17 protein-coding genes are annotated in these 20287 nt (G+C 38.9%); 16 read left to right on the forward strand and 1 reads right to left on the reverse strand.

All coding sequences use genetic code 11. The annotated features are described in order from the left end of the window. The first annotated feature begins 98 nt into the window (after nucleotides 1-98). The 16 genes from ilvB to D1B32_RS16140 all read left to right on the forward strand — a co-directional run bounded on the left by ilvB (nucleotide 99) and on the right by D1B32_RS16140 (nucleotide 19456). The gene (ilvB, locus tag D1B32_RS16060; protein ID WP_118889894.1) at nucleotides 99-1820 is read left to right on the forward strand and encodes a biosynthetic-type acetolactate synthase large subunit; all 1722 of its coding nucleotides are present in this window, start codon (nucleotides 99-101) and stop codon (nucleotides 1818-1820) included. Next, nucleotides 1817-2335 (forward strand): acetolactate synthase small subunit, encoded by a 519-nt coding sequence (ilvN, locus tag D1B32_RS16065; RefSeq protein WP_095310735.1) that lies wholly within the window; start codon nucleotides 1817-1819, stop codon nucleotides 2333-2335. Before ilvB ends, ilvN begins: the two co-directional genes overlap by 4 nt. A 122-nt stretch (nucleotides 2336-2457) precedes the next feature. Continuing rightward, the gene (ilvC, locus tag D1B32_RS16070) at nucleotides 2458-3492 is read left to right on the forward strand and encodes a ketol-acid reductoisomerase (protein WP_095310733.1); all 1035 of its coding nucleotides are present in this window, start codon (nucleotides 2458-2460) and stop codon (nucleotides 3490-3492) included. Further along, nucleotides 3479-5023 carry a 2-isopropylmalate synthase gene (locus tag D1B32_RS16075; RefSeq protein ID WP_118889895.1) on the forward strand — a complete coding sequence of 515 codons (1545 nt, stop codon included), beginning with the start codon at nucleotides 3479-3481 and terminating at the stop codon, nucleotides 5021-5023. The genes ilvC and D1B32_RS16075 overlap by 14 nt, the downstream gene beginning before the upstream one ends. 322 nt (nucleotides 5024-5345) lie before the next feature. Then, the gene (gene leuB, locus D1B32_RS16085; RefSeq protein WP_118889897.1) at nucleotides 5346-6452 is read left to right on the forward strand and encodes a 3-isopropylmalate dehydrogenase; all 1107 of its coding nucleotides are present in this window, start codon (nucleotides 5346-5348) and stop codon (nucleotides 6450-6452) included. A 38-nt stretch (nucleotides 6453-6490) separates the two neighbouring features. After that, on the forward strand, nucleotides 6491-7897 hold the full coding sequence (gene leuC, locus D1B32_RS16090) for a 3-isopropylmalate dehydratase large subunit (RefSeq protein ID WP_118889898.1): 1407 nt from the start codon (nucleotides 6491-6493) through the stop codon (nucleotides 7895-7897). A 13-nt stretch (nucleotides 7898-7910) separates the two neighbouring features. Continuing rightward, on the forward strand, nucleotides 7911-8495 hold the full coding sequence (leuD, locus tag D1B32_RS16095) for a 3-isopropylmalate dehydratase small subunit (RefSeq protein WP_095310725.1): 585 nt from the start codon (nucleotides 7911-7913) through the stop codon (nucleotides 8493-8495). Further along, entirely contained in the window at nucleotides 8496-9536 is a 1041-nt protein-coding gene (ilvA, locus tag D1B32_RS16100; protein WP_240033814.1) for a threonine ammonia-lyase, read from the forward strand. It begins immediately after the preceding gene. Between the two features lie 694 nt (nucleotides 9537-10230). Further along, nucleotides 10231-11241, forward strand: coding sequence for an ABC transporter ATP-binding protein (locus tag D1B32_RS16105; RefSeq protein ID WP_118889899.1), 1011 nt, complete (start codon nucleotides 10231-10233; stop codon nucleotides 11239-11241). Next, nucleotides 11228-12160, forward strand: coding sequence for an ABC transporter ATP-binding protein (locus tag D1B32_RS16110; RefSeq protein WP_118889900.1), 933 nt, complete (start codon nucleotides 11228-11230; stop codon nucleotides 12158-12160). Before D1B32_RS16105 ends, D1B32_RS16110 begins: the two co-directional genes overlap by 14 nt. A 4-nt stretch (nucleotides 12161-12164) precedes the next feature. Then, on the forward strand, nucleotides 12165-13127 hold the full coding sequence (gene opp4B / locus D1B32_RS16115) for an oligopeptide ABC transporter permease (protein WP_095310719.1): 963 nt from the start codon (nucleotides 12165-12167) through the stop codon (nucleotides 13125-13127). A gap of 28 nt (nucleotides 13128-13155) precedes the next feature. Next, on the forward strand, nucleotides 13156-14064 hold the full coding sequence (locus D1B32_RS16120) for an ABC transporter permease (RefSeq protein ID WP_379600426.1): 909 nt from the start codon (nucleotides 13156-13158) through the stop codon (nucleotides 14062-14064). Nucleotides 14065-14205: 141 nt separating this feature from the next. Then, on the forward strand, nucleotides 14206-16065 hold the full coding sequence (opp4A, locus tag D1B32_RS16125; protein WP_118889901.1) for an oligopeptide ABC transporter substrate-binding protein: 1860 nt from the start codon (nucleotides 14206-14208) through the stop codon (nucleotides 16063-16065). Between the two features lie 175 nt (nucleotides 16066-16240). Next, the gene (gene rpiA / locus D1B32_RS16130) at nucleotides 16241-16918 is read left to right on the forward strand and encodes a ribose-5-phosphate isomerase RpiA (RefSeq protein WP_095310715.1); all 678 of its coding nucleotides are present in this window, start codon (nucleotides 16241-16243) and stop codon (nucleotides 16916-16918) included. A 300-nt stretch (nucleotides 16919-17218) separates the two neighbouring features. Further along, entirely contained in the window at nucleotides 17219-19063 is a 1845-nt protein-coding gene (asnB, locus tag D1B32_RS16135; RefSeq protein WP_118889902.1) for an asparagine synthase (glutamine-hydrolyzing), read from the forward strand. Nucleotides 19064-19174: 111 nt separating this feature from the next. Further along, on the forward strand, nucleotides 19175-19456 hold the full coding sequence (locus tag D1B32_RS16140) for a YciI family protein (RefSeq protein WP_118889903.1): 282 nt from the start codon (nucleotides 19175-19177) through the stop codon (nucleotides 19454-19456). Between the two features lie 50 nt (nucleotides 19457-19506). Here the strand turns inward: D1B32_RS16140 and pflA are convergent, their stop codons facing one another. Continuing rightward, nucleotides 19507-20232, reverse strand: coding sequence for a pyruvate formate-lyase-activating protein (gene pflA / locus D1B32_RS16145; protein ID WP_095310710.1), 726 nt, complete (start codon nucleotides 20230-20232; stop codon nucleotides 19507-19509). Nucleotides 20233-20287 lie beyond the last annotated feature (55 nt).

Consider the following 20287-nt stretch of genomic DNA (forward strand, 5'->3'; position numbering starts at 1 on the left):
TTACTGGAAGGAAAACCCACAATTTCCTTACTGCATAAGTGCAACATACTGAATGCCAAGTTTTCTAAAATTAATATGAACCTAAGGAGGTAGCAGTAGTGAAAGTTGAGGCTAGTCACGAAGTGGAAATGAAGGGGAATTTGATAACAGGTGCTGATTTATTAATTAAAACATTAGTGGACGCCAAAGTGGACACCATATTCGGTTATCCGGGTGGCGCGGTATTACCGATCTACGATGCGTTGTATCGTAACGAGACACCATTTGAGCATGTCCTATCGCGTCATGAGCAAGGCTCCATTCATGCAGCAGAAGGATATGCTCGTGTGACAGGTAAGCCTGGAGTAGTTCTAGCAACATCAGGTCCTGGTGCAACAAACTTAATTACTGGGATTACGGATGCCATGATGGATTCTATACCACTTGTTATCTTCACTGGTCAGGTAGCTAAAAATGTTATCGGGACCGATGCCTTTCAAGAAGCAGATGTAATGGGGATAACAACACCGATTACCAAGTACAATTATCAGGTAAGTGACGTTGCGGATTTGCCGAGAATTGTTAAAGAGGCATTTCATATAGCGACAACAGGTAGACCTGGCCCAGTCGTAATTGATATACCGAAGAATATTTCAGCGAACATCACGATAAATGATTTTGAAGATGACTTTTATCTACCAGGTTATCAACCGACAATTAACCCGAATCCATTACAGATTGTTAAACTTGCAGAAGCCCTAAGTCGTGCAAAGCGTCCACTGCTGCTAGCAGGAGCAGGTACATTGTTTGCAAATGCTTCAGAGGAACTGAAGCAATTTGCTGAAAAATATAAGCTTCCTGTCACGACCACGTTGCTTGGTCTAGGGACTTTTCCGGGTACGAATGAGCTTTCGCTAGGTATGGCAGGGATGCACGGAACATATGCAGCAAACATGGCAATTTATGAATGCGATTTGTTAATCAATATTGGTGCAAGGTTTGATGATCGATTAACTGGGAAGATTGCTGACTTTGCACCAAACGCTAAAGTTGCACATATCGATATCGATCCGGCAGAGATCGGAAAAAATATCAAAACGGATATTCCGGTTGTAGCTGATGCGAAGAAAACCTTGATTGCATTATTAGATAGTAAAATTGATATGCAAAATAATATCCAATGGCTTGAGGAGCTATCCAAAAATAAGCAGGATTATCCACTGTGGTACGAACGCACAGATTCACCAATATCACCACAATGGCTGATTGAGCAAATTTATAACATATCAAGTGGGAAAGCGATTGTTACTACTGATGTAGGTCAGCACCAAATGTGGGCAGCACAGTTCTATAAATTTGATAAGCCAAATAATTGGGTAACTTCAGGTGGGCTTGGTACGATGGGCTTTGGTTTTCCAGCAGCAGTTGGTGCACAGTTAGGAAGACCAGATGATTTAGTTATTTCGATCGTTGGTGACGGTGGATTCCAAATGACGTTACAGGAATTATCCGTAATCAAGGAACGAAATCTCCCGGTGAAAGTAATTATCGTTAATAACGAGGCATTAGGTATGGTTCGACAATGGCAGGAAAGCTTTTATGAAGAACGTTATTCAGAATCACTGTTTTCAGAAAACCCGGACTTCGTAAAATTGGCAGAAAGCTATGGTGTCCGCGGTGTGAAAGTTGACAAGGAAGCAGATGTAATCCAAACATTACAAGACATCTTTGCTTATGATGGTCCTGTGGTTGCTGATTTCCGAGTTGTACGAAAAACCTGTGTCTATCCGATGATCGCACCAGGAAAAGGAATTCATGAGATGGTTGGGGTGACAAAATGAAACGAATTATAACAGCTACGGTTCAAGACCGTGGCGGGGTTCTGAATCGGATTACGGGTATGTTACACAAACGTCAATTCAACATTGAAAGTATATCTGTCGGAGCATCGGAGGTAGAGGGTGTCTCTAAGATGACATTTGTAGTAGAAGTCAGTGATGATCAGAAATTAGAACAGCTGACAAAGCAATTAAACAAACAAATTGATGTGTTAAAAGTATCCGACATAACGGATAGAGCAATGGTCGCGAGAGAATTAGCACTCATTAAGGTTGTTAGTACTGGGCAGACACGTGCTGAAATACAGGGGATTATCACTCCGTTTAGAGCATCTGTCATTGATGTAAGCAAGGACAGCTTAATCATACAAGTTACAGGGCGTCCTGATAAAGTGGATGCACTTATCGCATTACTCAGACCATATGGCATAAAGGAATTAACGAAAACTGGTGTTACAGCATTTTTAAGAGGACAGCAGCCAGAACAGGTAACAGAACTAAATTCGTTGTCCATCTAAATTGAATGCAAAATATAATTAACTGATTTTTGTAACAATTCAGGTTTGAAACAAATAAATTGCGAGTTAAGTATTTATACTTTACTAATAAAAAACTACTAATTAATGAGAGGAAGATATTAATGGCTAAAGTACTTTATGAAAAAGACATCCAAAAAGAGGTATTACAAGGAAAGAAAATTGCGGTAGTAGGATATGGTTCACAAGGGCATGCGCATGCATTGAATCTCCGTGAAAGTGGTTATGATGTTGTTATTGGTTTAAGACCAGGAAAATCTCAAGCTAAAGCAGAGGAAGATGGTTTTAATGTATATTCAGTAGCTGAAGCTGTTGAACAATCGGACGTTGTCATGATTCTTCTTCCAGATGAAATGCAGCAAAAGGTTTATGAAGAAAGCATTAAACCAAATCTTAAGGCTGGAAATGCGCTTGTTTTTGCACACGGGTTCAATATTCACTTTTCACAAATTGTACCTCCATCTGATGTAGATGTATTTCTAGTAGCTCCAAAAGGACCTGGTCACCTTGTAAGAAGAACGTATGAAGAAGGTGCAGGAGTACCAGCTCTATATGGTGTGTATCAAGATGTAACAGGTAATGCAAAAGAGCTTGCATTAGCATATGCACAAGGAATTGGAGCAGCAAGAGCAGGAGTTTTGGAAACTTCTTTCCAAGAGGAAACAGAAACAGATTTGTTCGGTGAGCAAGCAGTACTATGTGGCGGGGTTACAAGCTTAATCAAATCTGGCTTCGAAACATTAGTGGAAGCTGGATACCAGCCAGAAGTTGCTTACTTCGAATGTATGCATGAAATGAAATTAATCGTTGATCTTCTATATGAAGGTGGACTAGAAAACATGCGTTATTCCATCTCAGACACAGCACAATGGGGTGACTTCGTATCTGGACCACGTGTTGTAAATGAAGATACAAAGGCACGTATGAAAGATGTTCTAACAGATATTCAAGATGGTAAATTTGCAAAAGGTTGGATTCTTGAGAACCAGGCAGGTCGTCCACAATTTAATGCAATCAATAACCAAGAAAATAAACATCAAATTGAGACTGTTGGAAGGGAGCTCCGTGACTTAATGCCTTTTGTTAAACAATCCGTTAAATCAAAACAGAAGGATGTGAAGGAACATGTCACTAATTAAGATTTTTGACACGACTCTAAGAGATGGCGAACAATCACCAGGGGTTAACTTGAATAAGCAAGAAAAGCTGGAAATTGCAAGACAGCTTGAACGTTTTGGAGTTGATCGGATGGAAGCAGGATTTCCTGCTTCCTCCAAAGGTGACTTTGAGGCAGTAAAAGCGATCGCCGATACGATTAAAAATACATCCGTTATTGCACTTGCAAGAGCTGTTAAATCCGATATTGACATTGCTTGGGATGCATTAAAGGGGGCGGAGAAGCCTGCGATTCATGTATTTCTTGCAACATCACCAATTCATATGACTTATAAATTGAAGAAGACTCCCGAAGAAGTAATGGAGACAGCAGTCAGTATGGTCACCTACGCAAAAGAAAGGTTTTCTGAGGTCGAATGGTCTGCTGAAGATGCTACACGTTCGGACTGGAACTTTCTAGCCCAAATAATTGAAAAGGTTATTGATGCTGGTGCAACGGTCATAAATTTACCGGATACGGTTGGCTATACGACACCAAAAGAATATGGTGAACTATTCCGATTTATCCGTGAAACCGTCCCGAACATTGATCAAGTTGCATTATCCTGTCATTGTCATAATGATCTTGGATTGGCAGTAGCAAACTCCATTGCAGCTGTTGAAAATGGGGCCACTCAGGTCGAAGGAACAATTAATGGTATTGGAGAGCGTGCTGGAAATGTATCCTTAGAGGAACTTGCAGTTGCATTCAAAATTCGTTCGGATTTTTATTCCTTTGAAACAGGCTTGAAATTAAATGAGATAAAGCGTACGAGTGACCTTGTTTCCAAACTTACTGGTATGTACGTTCAAGCAAATAAAGCAATTGTAGGAAGAAATGCATTTGCCCATGAATCTGGAATTCATCAAGATGGCGTGCTGAAAAATGCTGAAACCTATGAAATTATTACACCAGAAATGGTTGGCGTTAGCTCAAACAATCTGTTTTTAGGTAAACACTCTGGTCGCCATGCGTTTAAAGATCGTGTAAAAGAATTTGGAATCGAATTTACAGAGGATGAATTGAAGCAAGCCTTTGATCAATTCAAAAAGCTTACGGATCATAAAAAAGAAGTTACAGATGATGATTTATATACAATTGCAATGGAAGTCAAGACAGATTCTTCAGCAGTGAGTAAGTATCAATTAGAAAACTTCCAAGTACAGTATGGAACAGAGAATGTTCCAACAGCTACTGTCATTTTAAAAACACCAGCAGGAGATGTTGTAGAGAATTCTTGCTCTGCTCCAGGTAGTGTTGAAGCTTTGTATCAAACCATTGATAGTTTAGTGGAAGAAGATGTAAAGCTAGTAGACTACCAATTGAACTCAGTTGGTGGAGGGAAGGATGCTTTAGCAGAATCACATGTTCAACTAGTTGTAAATGGTGAAACCGTAAATGGAAGAGGTTCAGCACAAGATGTGCTTCAAGCATCTGCATCAGCATTTTTGAATGCAGTAAATCGTTATATTATCAAAGTAAAAACAATAGAAAAGAAAGAACTTGTGAAATAACCAAGAGCGCAAGCGCCCGTTTAGCGACGTACTGACTGCGCCCCGTATTTTGGGGTGGTTCGGCTTGCCGAACATTCTTACGCAGGAGATAAAGGAAACATGCCCCTTTAGGGGTATGCCGACGTTAGGCTTTAGCCTGATTTTAGTCGGCCATCCTTTACCTAGAGTCGATGTTGACTTATTGTACGGAGGTGAGGGAAGTCTCGCTAGTCGCTGGGCGCTGAAGCTGGACGTAATAACCAAGAGCGCAAGCGCCCGGAGCTAGTTATAAAATCGGGCGTGAGCTTTCTTAAAAATACTTTGAAAAAGGAGGACCCCGAGTATGGAAAAGCAAATCATATTACTTCCTGGTGATGGTATTGGGAAAGAAATTATGGATTCTGCTAAGGCTGTGTTACTAGCAATTGCAGCTGAGTATAACCATCATTTTACTTTCGAGGAACATGCAATTGGTGGAAGTGCGATTGATACGCACAATAACCCGTTACCGGAGGATACAATACAGGCTTGTAAGAGCGCAGATGCGGTTTTGCTTGGTGCTGTTGGAGGTCCAAAATGGGATTCTAATCCGGCTCATTTAAGGCCAGAAAAAGGTTTATTAGGTATCCGTAAAGCCCTTGGATTATTCGCAAATATTCGTCCTGTAAAAGGATTTTCCCCTCTGTTGCATGCTTCTCCATTAAAGGAAGAAATCATAAAAGACAGTGATATTTTGATCATACGTGAATTAACCGGTGGGTTATATTTTGGTGAACCGAGTGAAAGAAGAGAGAATGGTAATGCTGTCGTCGATACACTCTATTATAAGCGGGCAGAGATGGAACGAATTATTGATAAAGGTTTCCAAAGTGCAAGGATTAGGAATAAGCACTTAACCTCTGTAGATAAAGCAAATGTTTTAGAATCCAGTCGTATGTGGCGAGAAATTGTTGAGGAAAAAATGCAGGAATATCCAGATGTTACGGTTGAGCACGTATTAGTAGATGCAGCCGCAATGAAATTGATTACACAACCAAATCGATTTGATGTTCTTGTAACGGAAAATCTATTTGGAGATATTTTAAGTGATGAAGCATCCGTATTAACTGGATCACTTGGCATGTTACCGTCTGCTAGTCTCAGGACAGATGGTGTTGGAATGTATGAGCCAGTTCACGGATCTGCACCTGATATTGCAGGTAAGGGGATTGCGAATCCATTTGGGATGATTTTATCTGCTGCATTGATGCTGCGTTTCTCTTTTGGATTGGAGGAGGAAGCTTCTGAAATTGAAAGAGCAGTAAATGAATGTCTTGAACAAGGCTACCATACGGCTGATTTGCAGATACAAAACGGAAAACAGGTTGGAACTAAGAAAATAACAGAAATCGTACTAGAGAATTTAACTACGAAGAGTATTTCAGATTCAATTTGCAATATGTACGTGTAAAAGATTCATACGTATTTTAAAGAGTGAGGTGTTAGGAAATGGGAAAACCGGAAACAATCATTGATAAAATATGGAAGAAGCATGTGGTACACCAAGAAGAGGGAAAACCAGACCTTCTATATATTGACCAGCACCTTGTTCATGAAGTAACTTCGCCACAAGCCTTTGAAGGTTTACGGATGAACAATCGAAAGGTTCGTCGCCCTGATTTGACATTTGCGACGATGGATCACAATGTGCCAACTATAAATCGACAAGTTGTCAAAGATGAGATTTCAAAAAAGCAAATGGAGACATTAAAGCAGAATTGTGCCGATTTTGGAATTAAACTTGCAGATATGTTTCACCCAGACCAAGGTATTGTTCATGTAATCGGACCACAGCTAGGGTTGACACAGCCAGGAAAGACAATCGTATGCGGGGATAGTCATACTTCTACGCATGGAGCATTCGGTGCGTTAGCTTTTGGGATTGGCACGAGTGAGGTGGAGCATGTACTTGCAACTCAAACGATCTGGCAAGAACGCCCAAAATCATTGAATGTTAAAGTTATTGGTGATCTCGGTCCAGGTGTAACTGCAAAGGATTTGATTCTAGCTATTATAGGGAAATTTGGAGTTCGCTTTGGTACAGGGTATGTCATGGAATATACAGGTGAAGCAATTCGTAACTTATCCATGGAAGGAAGAATGACTGTTTGTAATATGTCAATTGAAGCAGGTGCGAGGGCAGGATTGATCAGCCCGGATCAGAAAACGATTGATTATTTAGAAGGAAGAGAATATGTTCCTAATGGAGAAGCATTCTATAAAGCAGCAGAAGAATGGCTTGCTTTAGCAACAGACGAAGGTGCTACGTATGATCACACCGTGACCATTCAAGCTGATGAAATTGAACCACAGGTTACATGGGGGACAAATCCAGGAATGTGTGTACCTATTGGTGGGAATACACCGGTTGTTGCAGATTCGGACCATAAAGAAGATGTGAAGCGAGCTCTTGAATATATGGGTCTGGAAGAAAATCAGCCAATTACTTCTATTGAAATTGATCATGTGTTTATTGGTTCATGTACAAATTCAAGATTAAGTGACCTAGAAAAAGCAGCGGCAATTGTTAAAGGTAGAAAAGTGAAGGATCATATTAAAGCAATCGTCGTTCCTGGTTCCTTTAGTGTAAAATTACAAGCTGAAGCAGCTGGCTTGGATAAAGTTTTTACGGAAGCAGGATTTGAATGGCGAGAATCAGGGTGCAGTATGTGTCTTGGAATGAATGATGATATTGTTCCAGCTGGAGGACGTTGTGCTTCCACTTCGAATCGTAATTTTGAAGGAAGGCAAGGAAATGGAGCACGTACGCATCTTGTCAGTCCCGAAATGGCAGCAGCCGCAGCGATTGAAGGGCGATTTGTAGATGTACGTAACTTTGCAGGAGTACTTAGCTAGGAGATGACGAACAATGGAAGCAATTCAAGAGCATAAAGGATTAGTATACCCATTAGATCGCTCAAATGTGGATACGGATCAAATTATTCCTAAGCAGTTTTTGAAAAGAATTGAGCGTACAGGTTTTGGAGAATTTTTATTTTATAACTGGCGATTTGATGATGACGGTAACCCAAGAGAAGACTTTACGTTAAATCAACAGCAATACAAAAACGCATCGATTTTAATAGCAGGTGAGAATTTTGGCTGTGGCTCTTCAAGAGAACACGCGCCGTGGGCACTGACAGACTTTGGTTTTAAGGTGATTCTTGCACCAAGCTTTGCTGATATCTTCTATAATAATGCATTGAAAAATGGAATTATTCCGATTAAGATGGAAGAAGAGCAACTTCATGAATGGATGCAAGATGCTGCAGATTCACAATTTGTTTTGCATGTTGATTTACGGAACCAACAAATTTCTGATGAGAAGGGGAATGTCATAACCTTTGATATCCCTGAATATCATAAGGAAAAGCTGTTGAATGGTTGGGATGATATTGCATTAACCTTGCTTCAAGAAAATAAAATATTAGCATATGAAGCCAACAGAAATTAAATGAATTTTGAACGAGAAGAAGGAGTGAATGGTCTTGGGGATTTCTTAAACGGTGATAAGGTCTACCATGCAATGAAGCGGCTGACCCCCATTGTTCATCGTACACCATTATTAACATCACATACGACAGATAATATAGTAGGAAAACACGTCTATTGCAAAATGGAAAATCAGCAAAAAACAGGAGCATTTAAGTTTCGTGGAGCAAGCTTTAAGCTGATGCAGCTGTCAAAAGAACAGCTTGCTAAAGGTGTGCTTACTGCCTCTGCAGGAAATCATGCACAAGGGGTTGCGCATGCAGCAGCGAAGCTTGGCGTGAAAGCAACCATCTTTATGGCAGAAGGTACGCCACTTGCGAAAGTGAATGCTACACGAAACTATGGTGCTGAAGTAGTATTAATTGGTGAGAGCTTCCAGGAAGCATATCAGGCATCCATCGAACATCAATCGGTATCTGGGGCAGTTTATATCCATCCTTTTGATGACTATGATATTATGGCAGGACAGGGAACCATTGCAATGGAGATGCTTCGGCAAGAAGACAGAATGGATACGATCCTCGTCCCAATCGGTGGGGGAGGATTAATTAGCGGTATTGCTGTTGCTGCGAAGCATGTGAACCGGAATATTAGAATAATCGGTGTTCAAGCAGAAGGGGCCCCGGCAATATATGAGAGCTACCATGCTAATTCGGTGATGAAATCGAATAAGGTTTCAACTATAGCAGAAGGAATTGCTGTTAAAGAACCAGGAAGTCTAACCTTACCAGTTATCAGGGAGTATGTAGACGATATAGTTACAGTGACAGATGAGCAAATTGCTTCAGCCATTGTGTATATGCTCGAACGAAATAAAACACTAATGGAAGGAGCGGGAGCAGCTGCCTTGGCAGCCTTATTCGCCCATAATGATAAAATAAAATCAAGGCACTGTGGTGTGATTGTAAGTGGAGGAAATTTGGATATTGGTGCAATGTCCAATATTCAGCAGCTTGCCGAACAAAAAACCCCAAAAAAAGAAAAAGCTTACATGGCATTATAAGAAAAAGCTTCTTGGCATTTATTTTCCAAGAGGCTTTTTTTCTGTTTTCAGGAAAAATGGTAAGCGGATACATCCGTTGATTTGTCAGAGTTTGTCAGATTTTAGGCGAAAAAAATTGATTTAGTCAATTAAATTTATCTGCAAAATTAGATATTAAGATTTAAAATTTTCATATAATGCGAAAAAAATTAATTAAAAAAATATTTATATGTTTACTTGTTAAACCCTTAATAGTAAAGACTTTATAAAGAGAATTCTTATTAATAACGAAAATTATCAGAATTTATTACTGTTAAATTTTATCAAAAGATATTGCTTTTATAAAAATATTCACTTATAATCTTCTAATATATTAAGAAATATTTACGATTTGATTTCGGATAATACAAAATGTTTAAAAAACAAATATAAGTTTCCGAATAAGTCGATAAAGAAATACAACCTTTTTGTCTTTGTATTGACTCAGGATGTGAATTATTAGAAAAATCACAAAAGCTAATATGCTGAAAATAATTACAAAATAGTTATAAGTCTATTATATTTATTAGTTAGGAAGACTTTTTATTTTTTAATAATTATCAGAACCTTCTGTTTAGAGGGGGTGCAGTAGATTAAATTTTTTAAGTACCATGTAGCTCTTTTATATCAATCATACTTCATAGTAGAGGTAAATTAATACTTTAGGGGGATTAATTTGAGTAATAAATTATTGGAAATTAAAAACCTATCAACCTCATTCCGCATCGGTGATGATTATTATGCTGCAGTGGATGATGTTACATTAACGCTAAATAAAAACGAAGTATTAGGTATTGTTGGAGAATCGGGTTCGGGAAAAAGTGCACTTGCATTCTCCATAATGAGACTCCACAATCGGGCAAAAATAGAAGGAAGTATTCTGCTCAATGATCAGGATATTGTAGACATGTCTGCTGCTAATTTAAATAAATTACGTGGTGACGATATGGCAATGATTTTCCAAGATCCACTGACAGCATTAAATCCGCTAATGGAAATTGGAGAACAGATTAGTGAAGCATTACTTTTACATAATCCTAGAATGACACAGAAACAACGTAAGCAAAGAGTTATAGAATTATTAAATTTAGTAGGAATTCCACGTCCGGAATTTGTATATGAGCAATTCCCGCATGAATTATCTGGGGGGATGCGACAACGAGTTGTTATAGCGATTGCAATTTCGAATAAACCAGAATTATTAATTGCAGATGAGCCGACTACAGCACTAGATGTAACGATTCAGGCGCAAATACTGGATTTAATTCGCAAGCTAAAAGAAGAAATGAATGCCGGAATTATTCTAATTACGCATGATCTAGGTGTTGTTGCTGAAATGGCTGACCGGGTAGCTGTTATGTATGCTGGACAAATTGTAGAAATTGCTGAAGTACATACATTGTTCGAAAATCCATTACATCCTTATACCAAATCATTACTGAATTCAGTACCAACGGAAGGACAAGACAAGCTTCACGTCATTCAAGGGATTGTCCCATCGTTAAAAAATTTACCGCGTAAAGGGTGCCGTTTTGCATCAAGAATACCTTGGATTGACGCCTCTGTCCACGAAGAAAATCCTGTATTGCATGAGGTTAAACCAGGTCATTTTGTAAGGTGCAGTTGTCACACGCATTTTTACTTCTCTGAAGAAAGTAAGGAGGCTGAGAAGAATGGCATTTCTTGAGGTTAAGGATTTACAAATATATTTTCCGATTAAAGGCGGAGTTTTCAATCGCACCGTTGGCCATATCAAAGCCGTTGATGGTGTTTCTTTTTCTCTGGAACAAGGTAAAACATACGGGCTAGTTGGAGAATCAGGTTCAGGGAAGTCAACCACTGGAAGAGCAATTATTGGTTTAGAAAATGTAACTTCTGGACAGATATTATTTGAAGGTAAAGATATTACATCAATGAAAAGTAAGACAAAAGATTTGAGAAAAGATATTCAAATGATCTTTCAAGATCCGTATTCGTCTTTGAATCCTAAAAAGCGTGTTCTCGATATTATTGCAGAACCATTGCGAAATTTCGAAATGCATTCTAAACAGGAGGAAAAAAAGAAAGTACAAGACTTATTGGAACTTGTAGGATTGAGTCCAGAGAGTATATTGAAATATCCCCATCAATTCTCTGGTGGACAGAGGCAACGGATTGGTGTTGCAAGAGCACTAGCTTTAAAACCAAAGTTAATTATTGCTGATGAGCCTGTTTCAGCATTAGATGTTTCTGTTCAAGCCCAGGTACTCAATTTCATGCGAGAAATTCAAGATCAGCTAAACTTGACATACCTATTAATTAGTCATGATTTAGGTATCATTAAACATATGTGTGATCACATAGGAATTATGTATAAGGGACGTTATGTGGAAGAAGGGACAAAAGAAGAGATTTTTACGAAACCTCATCATATTTATTCGAAACGTCTCGTTGCTGCAATTCCTGATATTAATCCGCGAATGCGTGAAAAGCAATATCGATATCGTCAAGAGGTACAAGAAGAATACAACAGTTCCTATAATGATTATTTTGATCATGAAGGATTAGCGTACAGCTTGCAATCGATATCGGATACACATAAAGTTGCTTTGCCGAAGAGAGGTTGATTCTATGTGGAAATTTATTGTTAGACGACTTTTTGTAACTTTTCCTCAAATTGTAATACTTAGTGTAATTATTTTTATTCTAGCGCAAATGATGCCGGGAGATGCACTTACTGGCTTAATCGATCCAAATATTGATCCGGCTGCAATCGAAGAGCAGCGTGAACGGCTAGGTCTCAACAATCCATGGTATGTTCAATATAGTGACTGGGTTAAAGGCGTCGTACAAGGGGATCTTGGACAATCATTTCGATATAAGATGCCCGTATCTGATCTGATTGAACAACGGATGATTAACACATTTTGGTTGTCACTTCTTACACTAATTTTTACATATGCAATGGCGATTCCGTTGGGCATTATTAGCGGACGCTGGAACGATACGTGGTTAGACCGTGCAATTACAGGCTATACCTATATTGGATTTGCAGCCCCACTGTTTATTACCGCCTTATTGATGGTTTGGGTTTTCGGTTTTCATTTTGGTTGGTTTCCAACAGGTGGAAGTGTTGCACCAGGACTAACACCAGGAACATTTGAGTATTTTATAAGTAAGTTACAACATTTATTATTACCTGCATTTTCAATGGCAGTAATTACCACAGTTTCTACGGTTCAATATTTGCGAAGTGAAATAATTGATACGAAACAGAAAGACTTTATTGTAACTGCGAGGGCTAAGGGAGCTCCTGAATCGAGAGTATATAATCGACATATTTTCAGGAATTCATTATTGCCCATTGCTGCTTTTTTTGGCTATGAAATTTCAGGGTTAATCGGAGGATCTATATTTATTGAAAGTATATTTTCTTTTCCAGGAATGGGGCAATTATTCCTTGATTCGGTACTTTTACGAGATTATAGTGTCGTAACTTCAGTTGTATTAATTTTTGGTATTGCTGCCATATTAGGTGCTTTGCTTTCTGATATTATTTTAAGTATCGTTGATCCAAGGATACGCATCAAGTAGAATCCGAGAGACACTGAGGTGAATTAAAATGGAAATGAACAAGGTTAATGCAGACGTTCAAGCGTCTGATCAAGTAAGAAGTCCCTCCGGATTTTCAATTTTATGGAGGGAAATTGTCCGAGATAAAGTTGCGTTAATATCTTTAATCCTGTTGATACTTACATGCATGTTTGTATATGGTATTTCTTTATTTTTAGATCAAGGGGAAATTGTAAAAGTTGATTTATTTGCAATACATGAACCTCCAAATGATCAATTTATATTAGGTACGGATTATGGTGGTCGTGATGTGTTTGGCCAATTAATTATTGGAACGAGAAACTCGTTATCTATTGGAATATTAGTTACTTTAATATCAGGAACAGTTGGGATTTTGCTCGGCTTAATTTCTGGGTATTTTGGAGGCCATATTGATAACGCTGCTATGCGGTTAGTTGACTTTTTCATGGTTTTGCCAACATTAATGATCGTTATTGTTTTTGTAACCATTGTATCTGATTATAGCATTTGGTCTTTCTCTCTTATTATGTCCGCCTTTTTATGGATGGGGATTGCTAGGCTTATTCGTTCGAAAGCATTACAGGAAAGGGAGCTCGATTATGTTCAAGCTTCGAAGACTTTGGGTTCGTCCAATTTTAAAATTATGTTTGCACAAGTTCTGCCTAACTTAAGTTCTATAATTATTGTTACAATGACATTAAACTTAGCAGCGAATATTGGAATTGAATCTGGTCTTTCTTTCCTTGGATTTGGCTTCCCGGAAAGTACACCAAGCCTTGGAACACTTATCAGTTATGCTAGAAATCCGCAAACGCTTGAATTTAGATGGTGGATTTGGCTACCGGCAGCAATACTCATTCTAATTTTGATGCTTGCTATAAATAATGTTGGCCAGGCATTAAAACGCGCTACTGATGCAAGGCAGCGAAGAGGTTAATAAAGGATGGTTGTGTACACATCTTACTTTGGTACCTACATTAATACCTTTATTCAAATCGTATTAATGTTAGATATATAATTTCAGTCATTAAAAACTGAAATTAAGAAAAAGCTTTTAAAAAAAGGGGAGGTTAGAGTTATGGGTAAGACAAAACTTATGAAGGCGCTGTTAGCACTAATGTTGGTTCTTTTAGTTGCATTAGCTGCTTGTAGCGGGGACTCTGATGATGGTCAAAGTGAAGGGACTGATAGTGGTTCTGATTCTGGGGATTCAGCAGAGGCTGATGATGAAGGAGAAAGTGATAGTGAAAGTGAACTTTATTCAATTGATGATTTTAATCAAATTAAGACAAATGAAGGGGAAGCAATTGATGGAGGAACACTTACATTTGGTTTAGTTTCGGATACTGCATTTGAAGGAACGCTAAACTGGAATTTCTACTCAGGAGACCCAGATGCTCAAATCTTAGATTGGTTTGATGAGGCTTTGTTAACTTGGGATGAAAACTATGTGTATACAAATGATGGAGCAGCTACGTATGAAATCAGTGAAGATGGGCATGTCTTTACGTTCACGATTGGTGATAATGTAAACTGGCATGATGGTGAGCCAGTCACTGCTGAAGATTGGTTGTTCGCGCATGAAGTAATTGGCCATCCAGACTATGATGGTCCACGATATGGTTCAGATTTTACTAATATTGAAGGAATGGAAGAGTACCATGCAGGTGAAGCGGATACAATTTCAGGTATCAAAGTGATTGACGATAAAACATTAGAGATCACCTATATTCAAGCAACACCATCACTAGTAACTGGTAGTATTTGGACATATCCATTAGCGAAGCATATTTTTGGTGATATGGAAGTAGCAGAAATGTCTGCATCACCAGAAGTACGTGAAAACCCAATTGGATTTGGTCCGTTTAAGGTAGAAAGCATTGTACCGGGGGAATCTGTAACCATGGTTAAAAATGAAGACTACTGGAGAGGCGAGCCAAATTTAGATGGTGTTACTGTAAAAGTAATTAACCCGAATGTGGTTGTACAAGAGCTTGAATCCGGTGGTGTTGATACCGTGAGTGCATTCCAGGTGGATCAATACCCTGACAATGCAGATATGTCCAATGTTGAATATTTAGGAAGAATTGATAGGTCATATTCGTATATTGGATTTAAATTAGGTACTTGGGACAAAGAAAATGGTGAAGTTGTGACAGATCCTGAAGCAAAAATGGCAGATGTTAATCTACGTAAAGCAATGTGGCATGCAGTAGATAACACGACTGTTGGTGAACGTTTCTATAACGGTCTACGTTGGAATGCAACAACACTCATTCCACCGTCACATCCAGAATTCCATGATGATTCAAACGCTGGAGTTTCATATGATCCAGAAGCAGCAAAACAACTTTTGGATGAGGCTGGTTATGTAGATGTAGATGGAGATAACTTCCGCGAAAATCCTGATGGCGAAGAGCTTGTTATTAATTTTGCTTCTATGTCTGGAGGAGAAGTGGCAGAACCATTAGCTCAATACTATATCCAGGCTTGGGAACAAGTTGGTTTAAATGTGCAGCTTTTAGATGGACGTTTACAAGAATTTAATTCATTCTACGATCGTGTAGGTCAAAATGGTGATGATGACCCAGCGGTTGATATTTACTCAGCAGCTTGGGGCGTTGGAATCGACGTAGATCCTAGAGGATTGTATGGCCGAGACGCGATCTTCAACTTCTCTCGTTATTCAAGTGACAAAAACGATGAATTACTGGCTGCTGGAGTTTCGGAGGATGCCTTTGAACTAGAGAATCGTCAAAAAGTATACAATGAGTGGCAGCAATTCATGATTGATGAAGTTCCTGTATTCCCAACATTATACCGTTCAGAGCTTGTACCTGTAAATAATCGAGTTCATAATTACTATATCGGTGATGGAACAAACATGTATCGTTATGATATTGCAGTTACGCAAGAAGAACCAATTGTAGCTGAATAAATAGTAAATGAAAAGAAGGCTCGTTTTGTGAGTCTTCTTTTTGTGCGGTTACGTATCTAATATAAATTTATCAAACTTGCGATTTGAGTGTATTTATAAAATTTCTCCTGATTTTGCTGGACGGGTCGAATAAGCTATAATAATTAATAGCTATATAATCAAGGAGGCGTAAGTAATGCTAACGGAACAAGATCAAATGAAAAAAGCAGTTGGAGAAAAAGCTGCGACTTTTGTAAAAGATGGTATGAAAATAGGTCTTGGATCGGGATCAACTGTATATTGGATGGTACGGAAGCTAGGTGAGCTTGTTGATGCTGGTGTAAATATTGAGGGAATTCCATCATCAAAACAAACAGAGAAATGGGCGCAGGAATTTGGCGTACCACTTACTGATTTTCGGGAAGTAAAGGAATTGGATATTACAATTGATGGTGCGGATGAAGTAGATGAAAATCATCAACTCATCAAAGGTGGAGGTGCAGCGTTATTTCGTGAGAAAATTATTGCACAGGCTGCTAAGGAACTGATTATTATTGTGGATGAATCAAAAATGGTTTCACATTTGGGAGAGTATCCACTGCCTGTCGAAGTGCTTCCATTTGCTTGGGAACGAACAGCAAATGAAATTTCGAAACTTGGCTGTGTGCCAAAGCTGCGTACGCTTGATGGAGAAATATTAGTTACCGATAATGGGAATTACATATTGGATTGTCCGTTCAATAAAATACCAGATCCAGATCAATTAAATAAACAATTGAAGCAAATTGTTGGAGTAATAGAAACTGGCTTATTTATCGATATGACAACGAAAGTAATTATTGGAAATAAAGAAACGGTTACTGTTGTCGAGTAAAATGATGTAATAGAAGAGACACCCTAGAAGAGATTCTTTGGGTGTTTTTACCACGCATTAACGAGCTGTGATATCTCGACCTCCAATCCTGAAGAAAATCAAAATGTTGAGGATAGGGGATAAAACAGCCCGTAAATTCCTGATTCTGTTCAAGGGCCTTTAGGTCATACCCTTGTGGTACTAATATTTAGTTGGAAGGAGTCTCCCCGCTAAATGAAGTCTCACTTTATCACTTTATCCGACTTTTTTGCATACGATGAGAAGTAGACTTAAAAATGTGGGTGGAAAGGGTGGCATCATTTGTGTGGAATAACTGGATTTGTTGACTGGAAGAGGCATGCGCATACACGACTAGCGGTTTTGGAGAAAATGACAGATACGTTATCATTACGGGGACCTGATGAAACAAATCATTGGATCTATGAACATACTGGGTTTGGACATAAGCGGCTGTCGGTTGTTGATTTAGAAGGCGGAAAACAACCAATGCGTAAGAAAAAGAATGATTTTACTTATACGATTGTTTATAATGGAGAGCTTTACAATACGGAGGAATTACGCCAAACGCTTCTTCAAAAAGGTTATGTATTCCAGACCTCATCTGATACAGAGGTTTTGCTGACAGCTTACTTGGAGTGGAAAGAAGATTGCGTCAATTATCTCAATGGCATTTATGCATTTGGTGTCTGGGATGAAGAAAAAGAACAGCTTTTTATGTCGAGAGACCGTTTAGGTGTAAAACCGTTGTTTTTTTATGAGGAACAAGAGCAGTTCATTTTTGGCTCTGAATTGAAAGCAATTCTAGCTCATGATGCTGTTGATGCAGCAATAGATCATGAAGGTTTATCGGAAATCTTTGGTCTAGGGCCGTCGAGAACACCTGGGCACGGATTATTTAAAGGTATACGTGAACTTCGTGCAGCGCATTCATTAATCTTTTCCAAAAATGGGTTAAAAGTTTGGCGTTATTGGAACATGGTCAGTAAGCCACATATTGATTCACTGGAAGATACTGCGCAAAAGGTAAGAGAACTAGTTGTAGATGCAGTGCAACGGCAGCTTGTAGCAGATGTACCTGTATCTACTTTGTTATCTGGTGGATTAGACTCTAGCGCGATTACAGCTATAGCTGCAGACTATTTTAAGGAAAAAGGAAAGGGAACATTAACGACTTTTTCAGTAGATTATGCTGGAAATGAGCAACATTTTCAGTCAAGTACCTTCCAGCCCTCTAGTGATAAGCCTTGGATTGAACAGATGGTTAATGTATTTTCGACAGATCATCATGATGAAATTATCTCTGGACTTGAGCTTGCTGCTTTACTGAAGGAAGCGGTAGATGTTCGAGATCAGCCAGGGCAAGCGGATATTGATTCATCTTTATTATGGTTTTGTCGTCGGATTAAAGAAAAAACAACGGTGGCATTGTCCGGTGAGTGTGCTGATGAAATCTTTGGTGGCTATCCATGGTTTCATGATCCGTCGGCCATTCAAGATGGTTTTCCTTGGATGCGTTCTTTAGATGCGCGAATCGACTTGCTTCATTCCCAATGGCAAAAGAAATTAGATTTAAAAAGCTATGTTCAAAATCGTTATCAGGAAACTATTCTGGAAACGCCAAGGCTGGATGGTGAATCACCTGAAGAAGCCAAGCGCAGAGAGCTTTTTTATTTAAATATGCAATGGTTTATGGCGCAGCTGCTTGACCGGAAGGATCGGATGAGTATGGGAGCCAGTCTAGAAGTACGTGTCCCTTATGCAGATCATCGTATTGTGGAATATGTTTGGAATATCCCATGGGAAATGAAAAATCTCGATGGACGTGAAAAAGGAATTTTACGCAAGGCGCTGGAAGGTATTGTACCAGATGATGTTTTATATCGAAAAAAGAGTCCATATCCGAGGACCTTTCAACCAGAATATACGAAGCAGGTAATAGCGTGGATGGAAACAATTTTAGCAGATCCGAATGCTCGTTTATTTGAATTTATGAAGCATGAAAAAGTGGAAGCTATTGTAAACAGTGAAGGGAAGGAATTTAAGGAGCCATGGTATGGTCAGTTAATGCGCGGCCCCCAATTAATTGCACACTTATGTCAAATTGATTATTGGCTACGTAAATATGATGTGAAGATTCAAGTTTGATAGAAAGGTTCTCTTAAAAGGATTGGCTCCCTTTTAAAAGAACCTTTTATTATGTAACTCTTTGAAAATTGCGATATAATAATGCTAGTTTCAATTAGGAGGGGGATACATATGAAGTATTATGCTGCATTTTCACCAATGAAGAATGCTGAAAAAAGCAGGCAGTACCGTCAAGATCATTTAGACTATTTAGGCAAGTTAGCCGAACAGAGGAAAGTTTTTGCTAAAGGTCGTTTTACGGATAGTACTGGTGGACTTGTTATTTACATCGCGGAAAGCTTTGAAGAGGTTGAAGAAATTGTGAAAAACGATCCATATGTTGTTTATGGAGCAAGAGGGTATGATATTCATGAATGGGAAATGACTACGGAAGCAGTTTTACCAGAAAAGTAGATTACATGTAAAGTCAGGGCCCTTTTTCAAAGGAGAGTCCTGACTTTTTGTTATGCATTTAAAATTTGTATTGCATTTTGAACGCGTGCATCTGTTGGCGGTTCGACAGCGTCAAGCGGATATTCTAACCCTAGTGCTTCCCACTTATATACGCCCATTTTATGATAAGGTAATACTTCGATTTTCTTGATATTAGTTAGTGTATGAATAAAATGAGATAAATCCTTTAAATCCTCTTCATTATCACTATGTCCAGGAACAAGCACATGACGGATCCAGACAGGAATATTTTTTTTATCTAAATAACGAGCAAGTAGGAGAATATGATCGTTAGACATGCCAGTTAGTATTTTATGCTTCACTGGATTAATCTGTTTGATATCCATTAACACTAGATCAGTTAGTTCCAAGAGTTCGTCAAGCTGCTTCAGAAATGCAGGAGATTTGGAGAAACAGCCACCGGCAGTATCAATTGCTGTATGGATACCTAATTCTTTTAGTTCTTTAAAAAGGGCTATCAGAAACTTAACATGGAGCAATGGTTCTCCGCCACTTACGGTAACGCCTCCACCAGATGCTTGGAAAAAGGGGAGGTAATCCTTGATGTCCGTGACGAGTTCATTTACCGTCATTTCCTTGCCATCGCCCATTTTCCATGTGTCTGGATTATGGCAAAACTGGCAGCGGAGCGGGCAGCCTTGCATAAAAATTATATAGCGCAAACCTGGACCATCGACGGTTCCACATGTTTCGATAGAATGAATTCGACCTTTCACTTGAAAAACCTCCCCATTAAAATTGTTGACGTAATAGGGTGCTCCCCTTAAACAG

It is taken from the genome of Oceanobacillus profundus (assembly GCF_003515705.1).
Taxonomy (GTDB): domain Bacteria; phylum Bacillota; class Bacilli; order Bacillales; family Amphibacillaceae; genus Oceanobacillus; species Oceanobacillus profundus.

Excerpts from the sequence above, each read along its gene's own strand:
- D1B32_RS16075 (WP_118889895.1), top strand. The coding sequence starts at position 3,479 with ATGTCACTAATTAAGATTTTTGACACGACTCTAAGAGATGGCGAACAA.
- leuC (WP_118889898.1), top strand. The coding sequence starts at position 6,491 with ATGGGAAAACCGGAAACAATCATTGATAAAATATGGAAGAAGCATGTG.
- ilvN (WP_095310735.1), top strand. The coding sequence starts at position 1,817 with ATGAAACGAATTATAACAGCTACGGTTCAAGACCGTGGCGGGGTTCTG.
- ilvA (WP_240033814.1), top strand. The coding sequence starts at position 8,496 with ATGAATTTTGAACGAGAAGAAGGAGTGAATGGTCTTGGGGATTTCTTA.
- D1B32_RS16140 (WP_118889903.1), top strand. The coding sequence starts at position 19,175 with ATGAAGTATTATGCTGCATTTTCACCAATGAAGAATGCTGAAAAAAGC.
- rpiA (WP_095310715.1), top strand. The coding sequence starts at position 16,241 with ATGCTAACGGAACAAGATCAAATGAAAAAAGCAGTTGGAGAAAAAGCT.
- leuD (WP_095310725.1), top strand. The coding sequence starts at position 7,911 with ATGGAAGCAATTCAAGAGCATAAAGGATTAGTATACCCATTAGATCGC.
- ilvC (WP_095310733.1), top strand. The coding sequence starts at position 2,458 with ATGGCTAAAGTACTTTATGAAAAAGACATCCAAAAAGAGGTATTACAA.
- D1B32_RS16110 (WP_118889900.1), top strand. The coding sequence starts at position 11,228 with ATGGCATTTCTTGAGGTTAAGGATTTACAAATATATTTTCCGATTAAA.
- opp4B (WP_095310719.1), top strand. The coding sequence starts at position 12,165 with ATGTGGAAATTTATTGTTAGACGACTTTTTGTAACTTTTCCTCAAATT.
- D1B32_RS16120 (WP_379600426.1), top strand. The coding sequence starts at position 13,156 with ATGGAAATGAACAAGGTTAATGCAGACGTTCAAGCGTCTGATCAAGTA.
- leuB (WP_118889897.1), top strand. The coding sequence starts at position 5,346 with ATGGAAAAGCAAATCATATTACTTCCTGGTGATGGTATTGGGAAAGAA.
- opp4A (WP_118889901.1), top strand. The coding sequence starts at position 14,206 with ATGGGTAAGACAAAACTTATGAAGGCGCTGTTAGCACTAATGTTGGTT.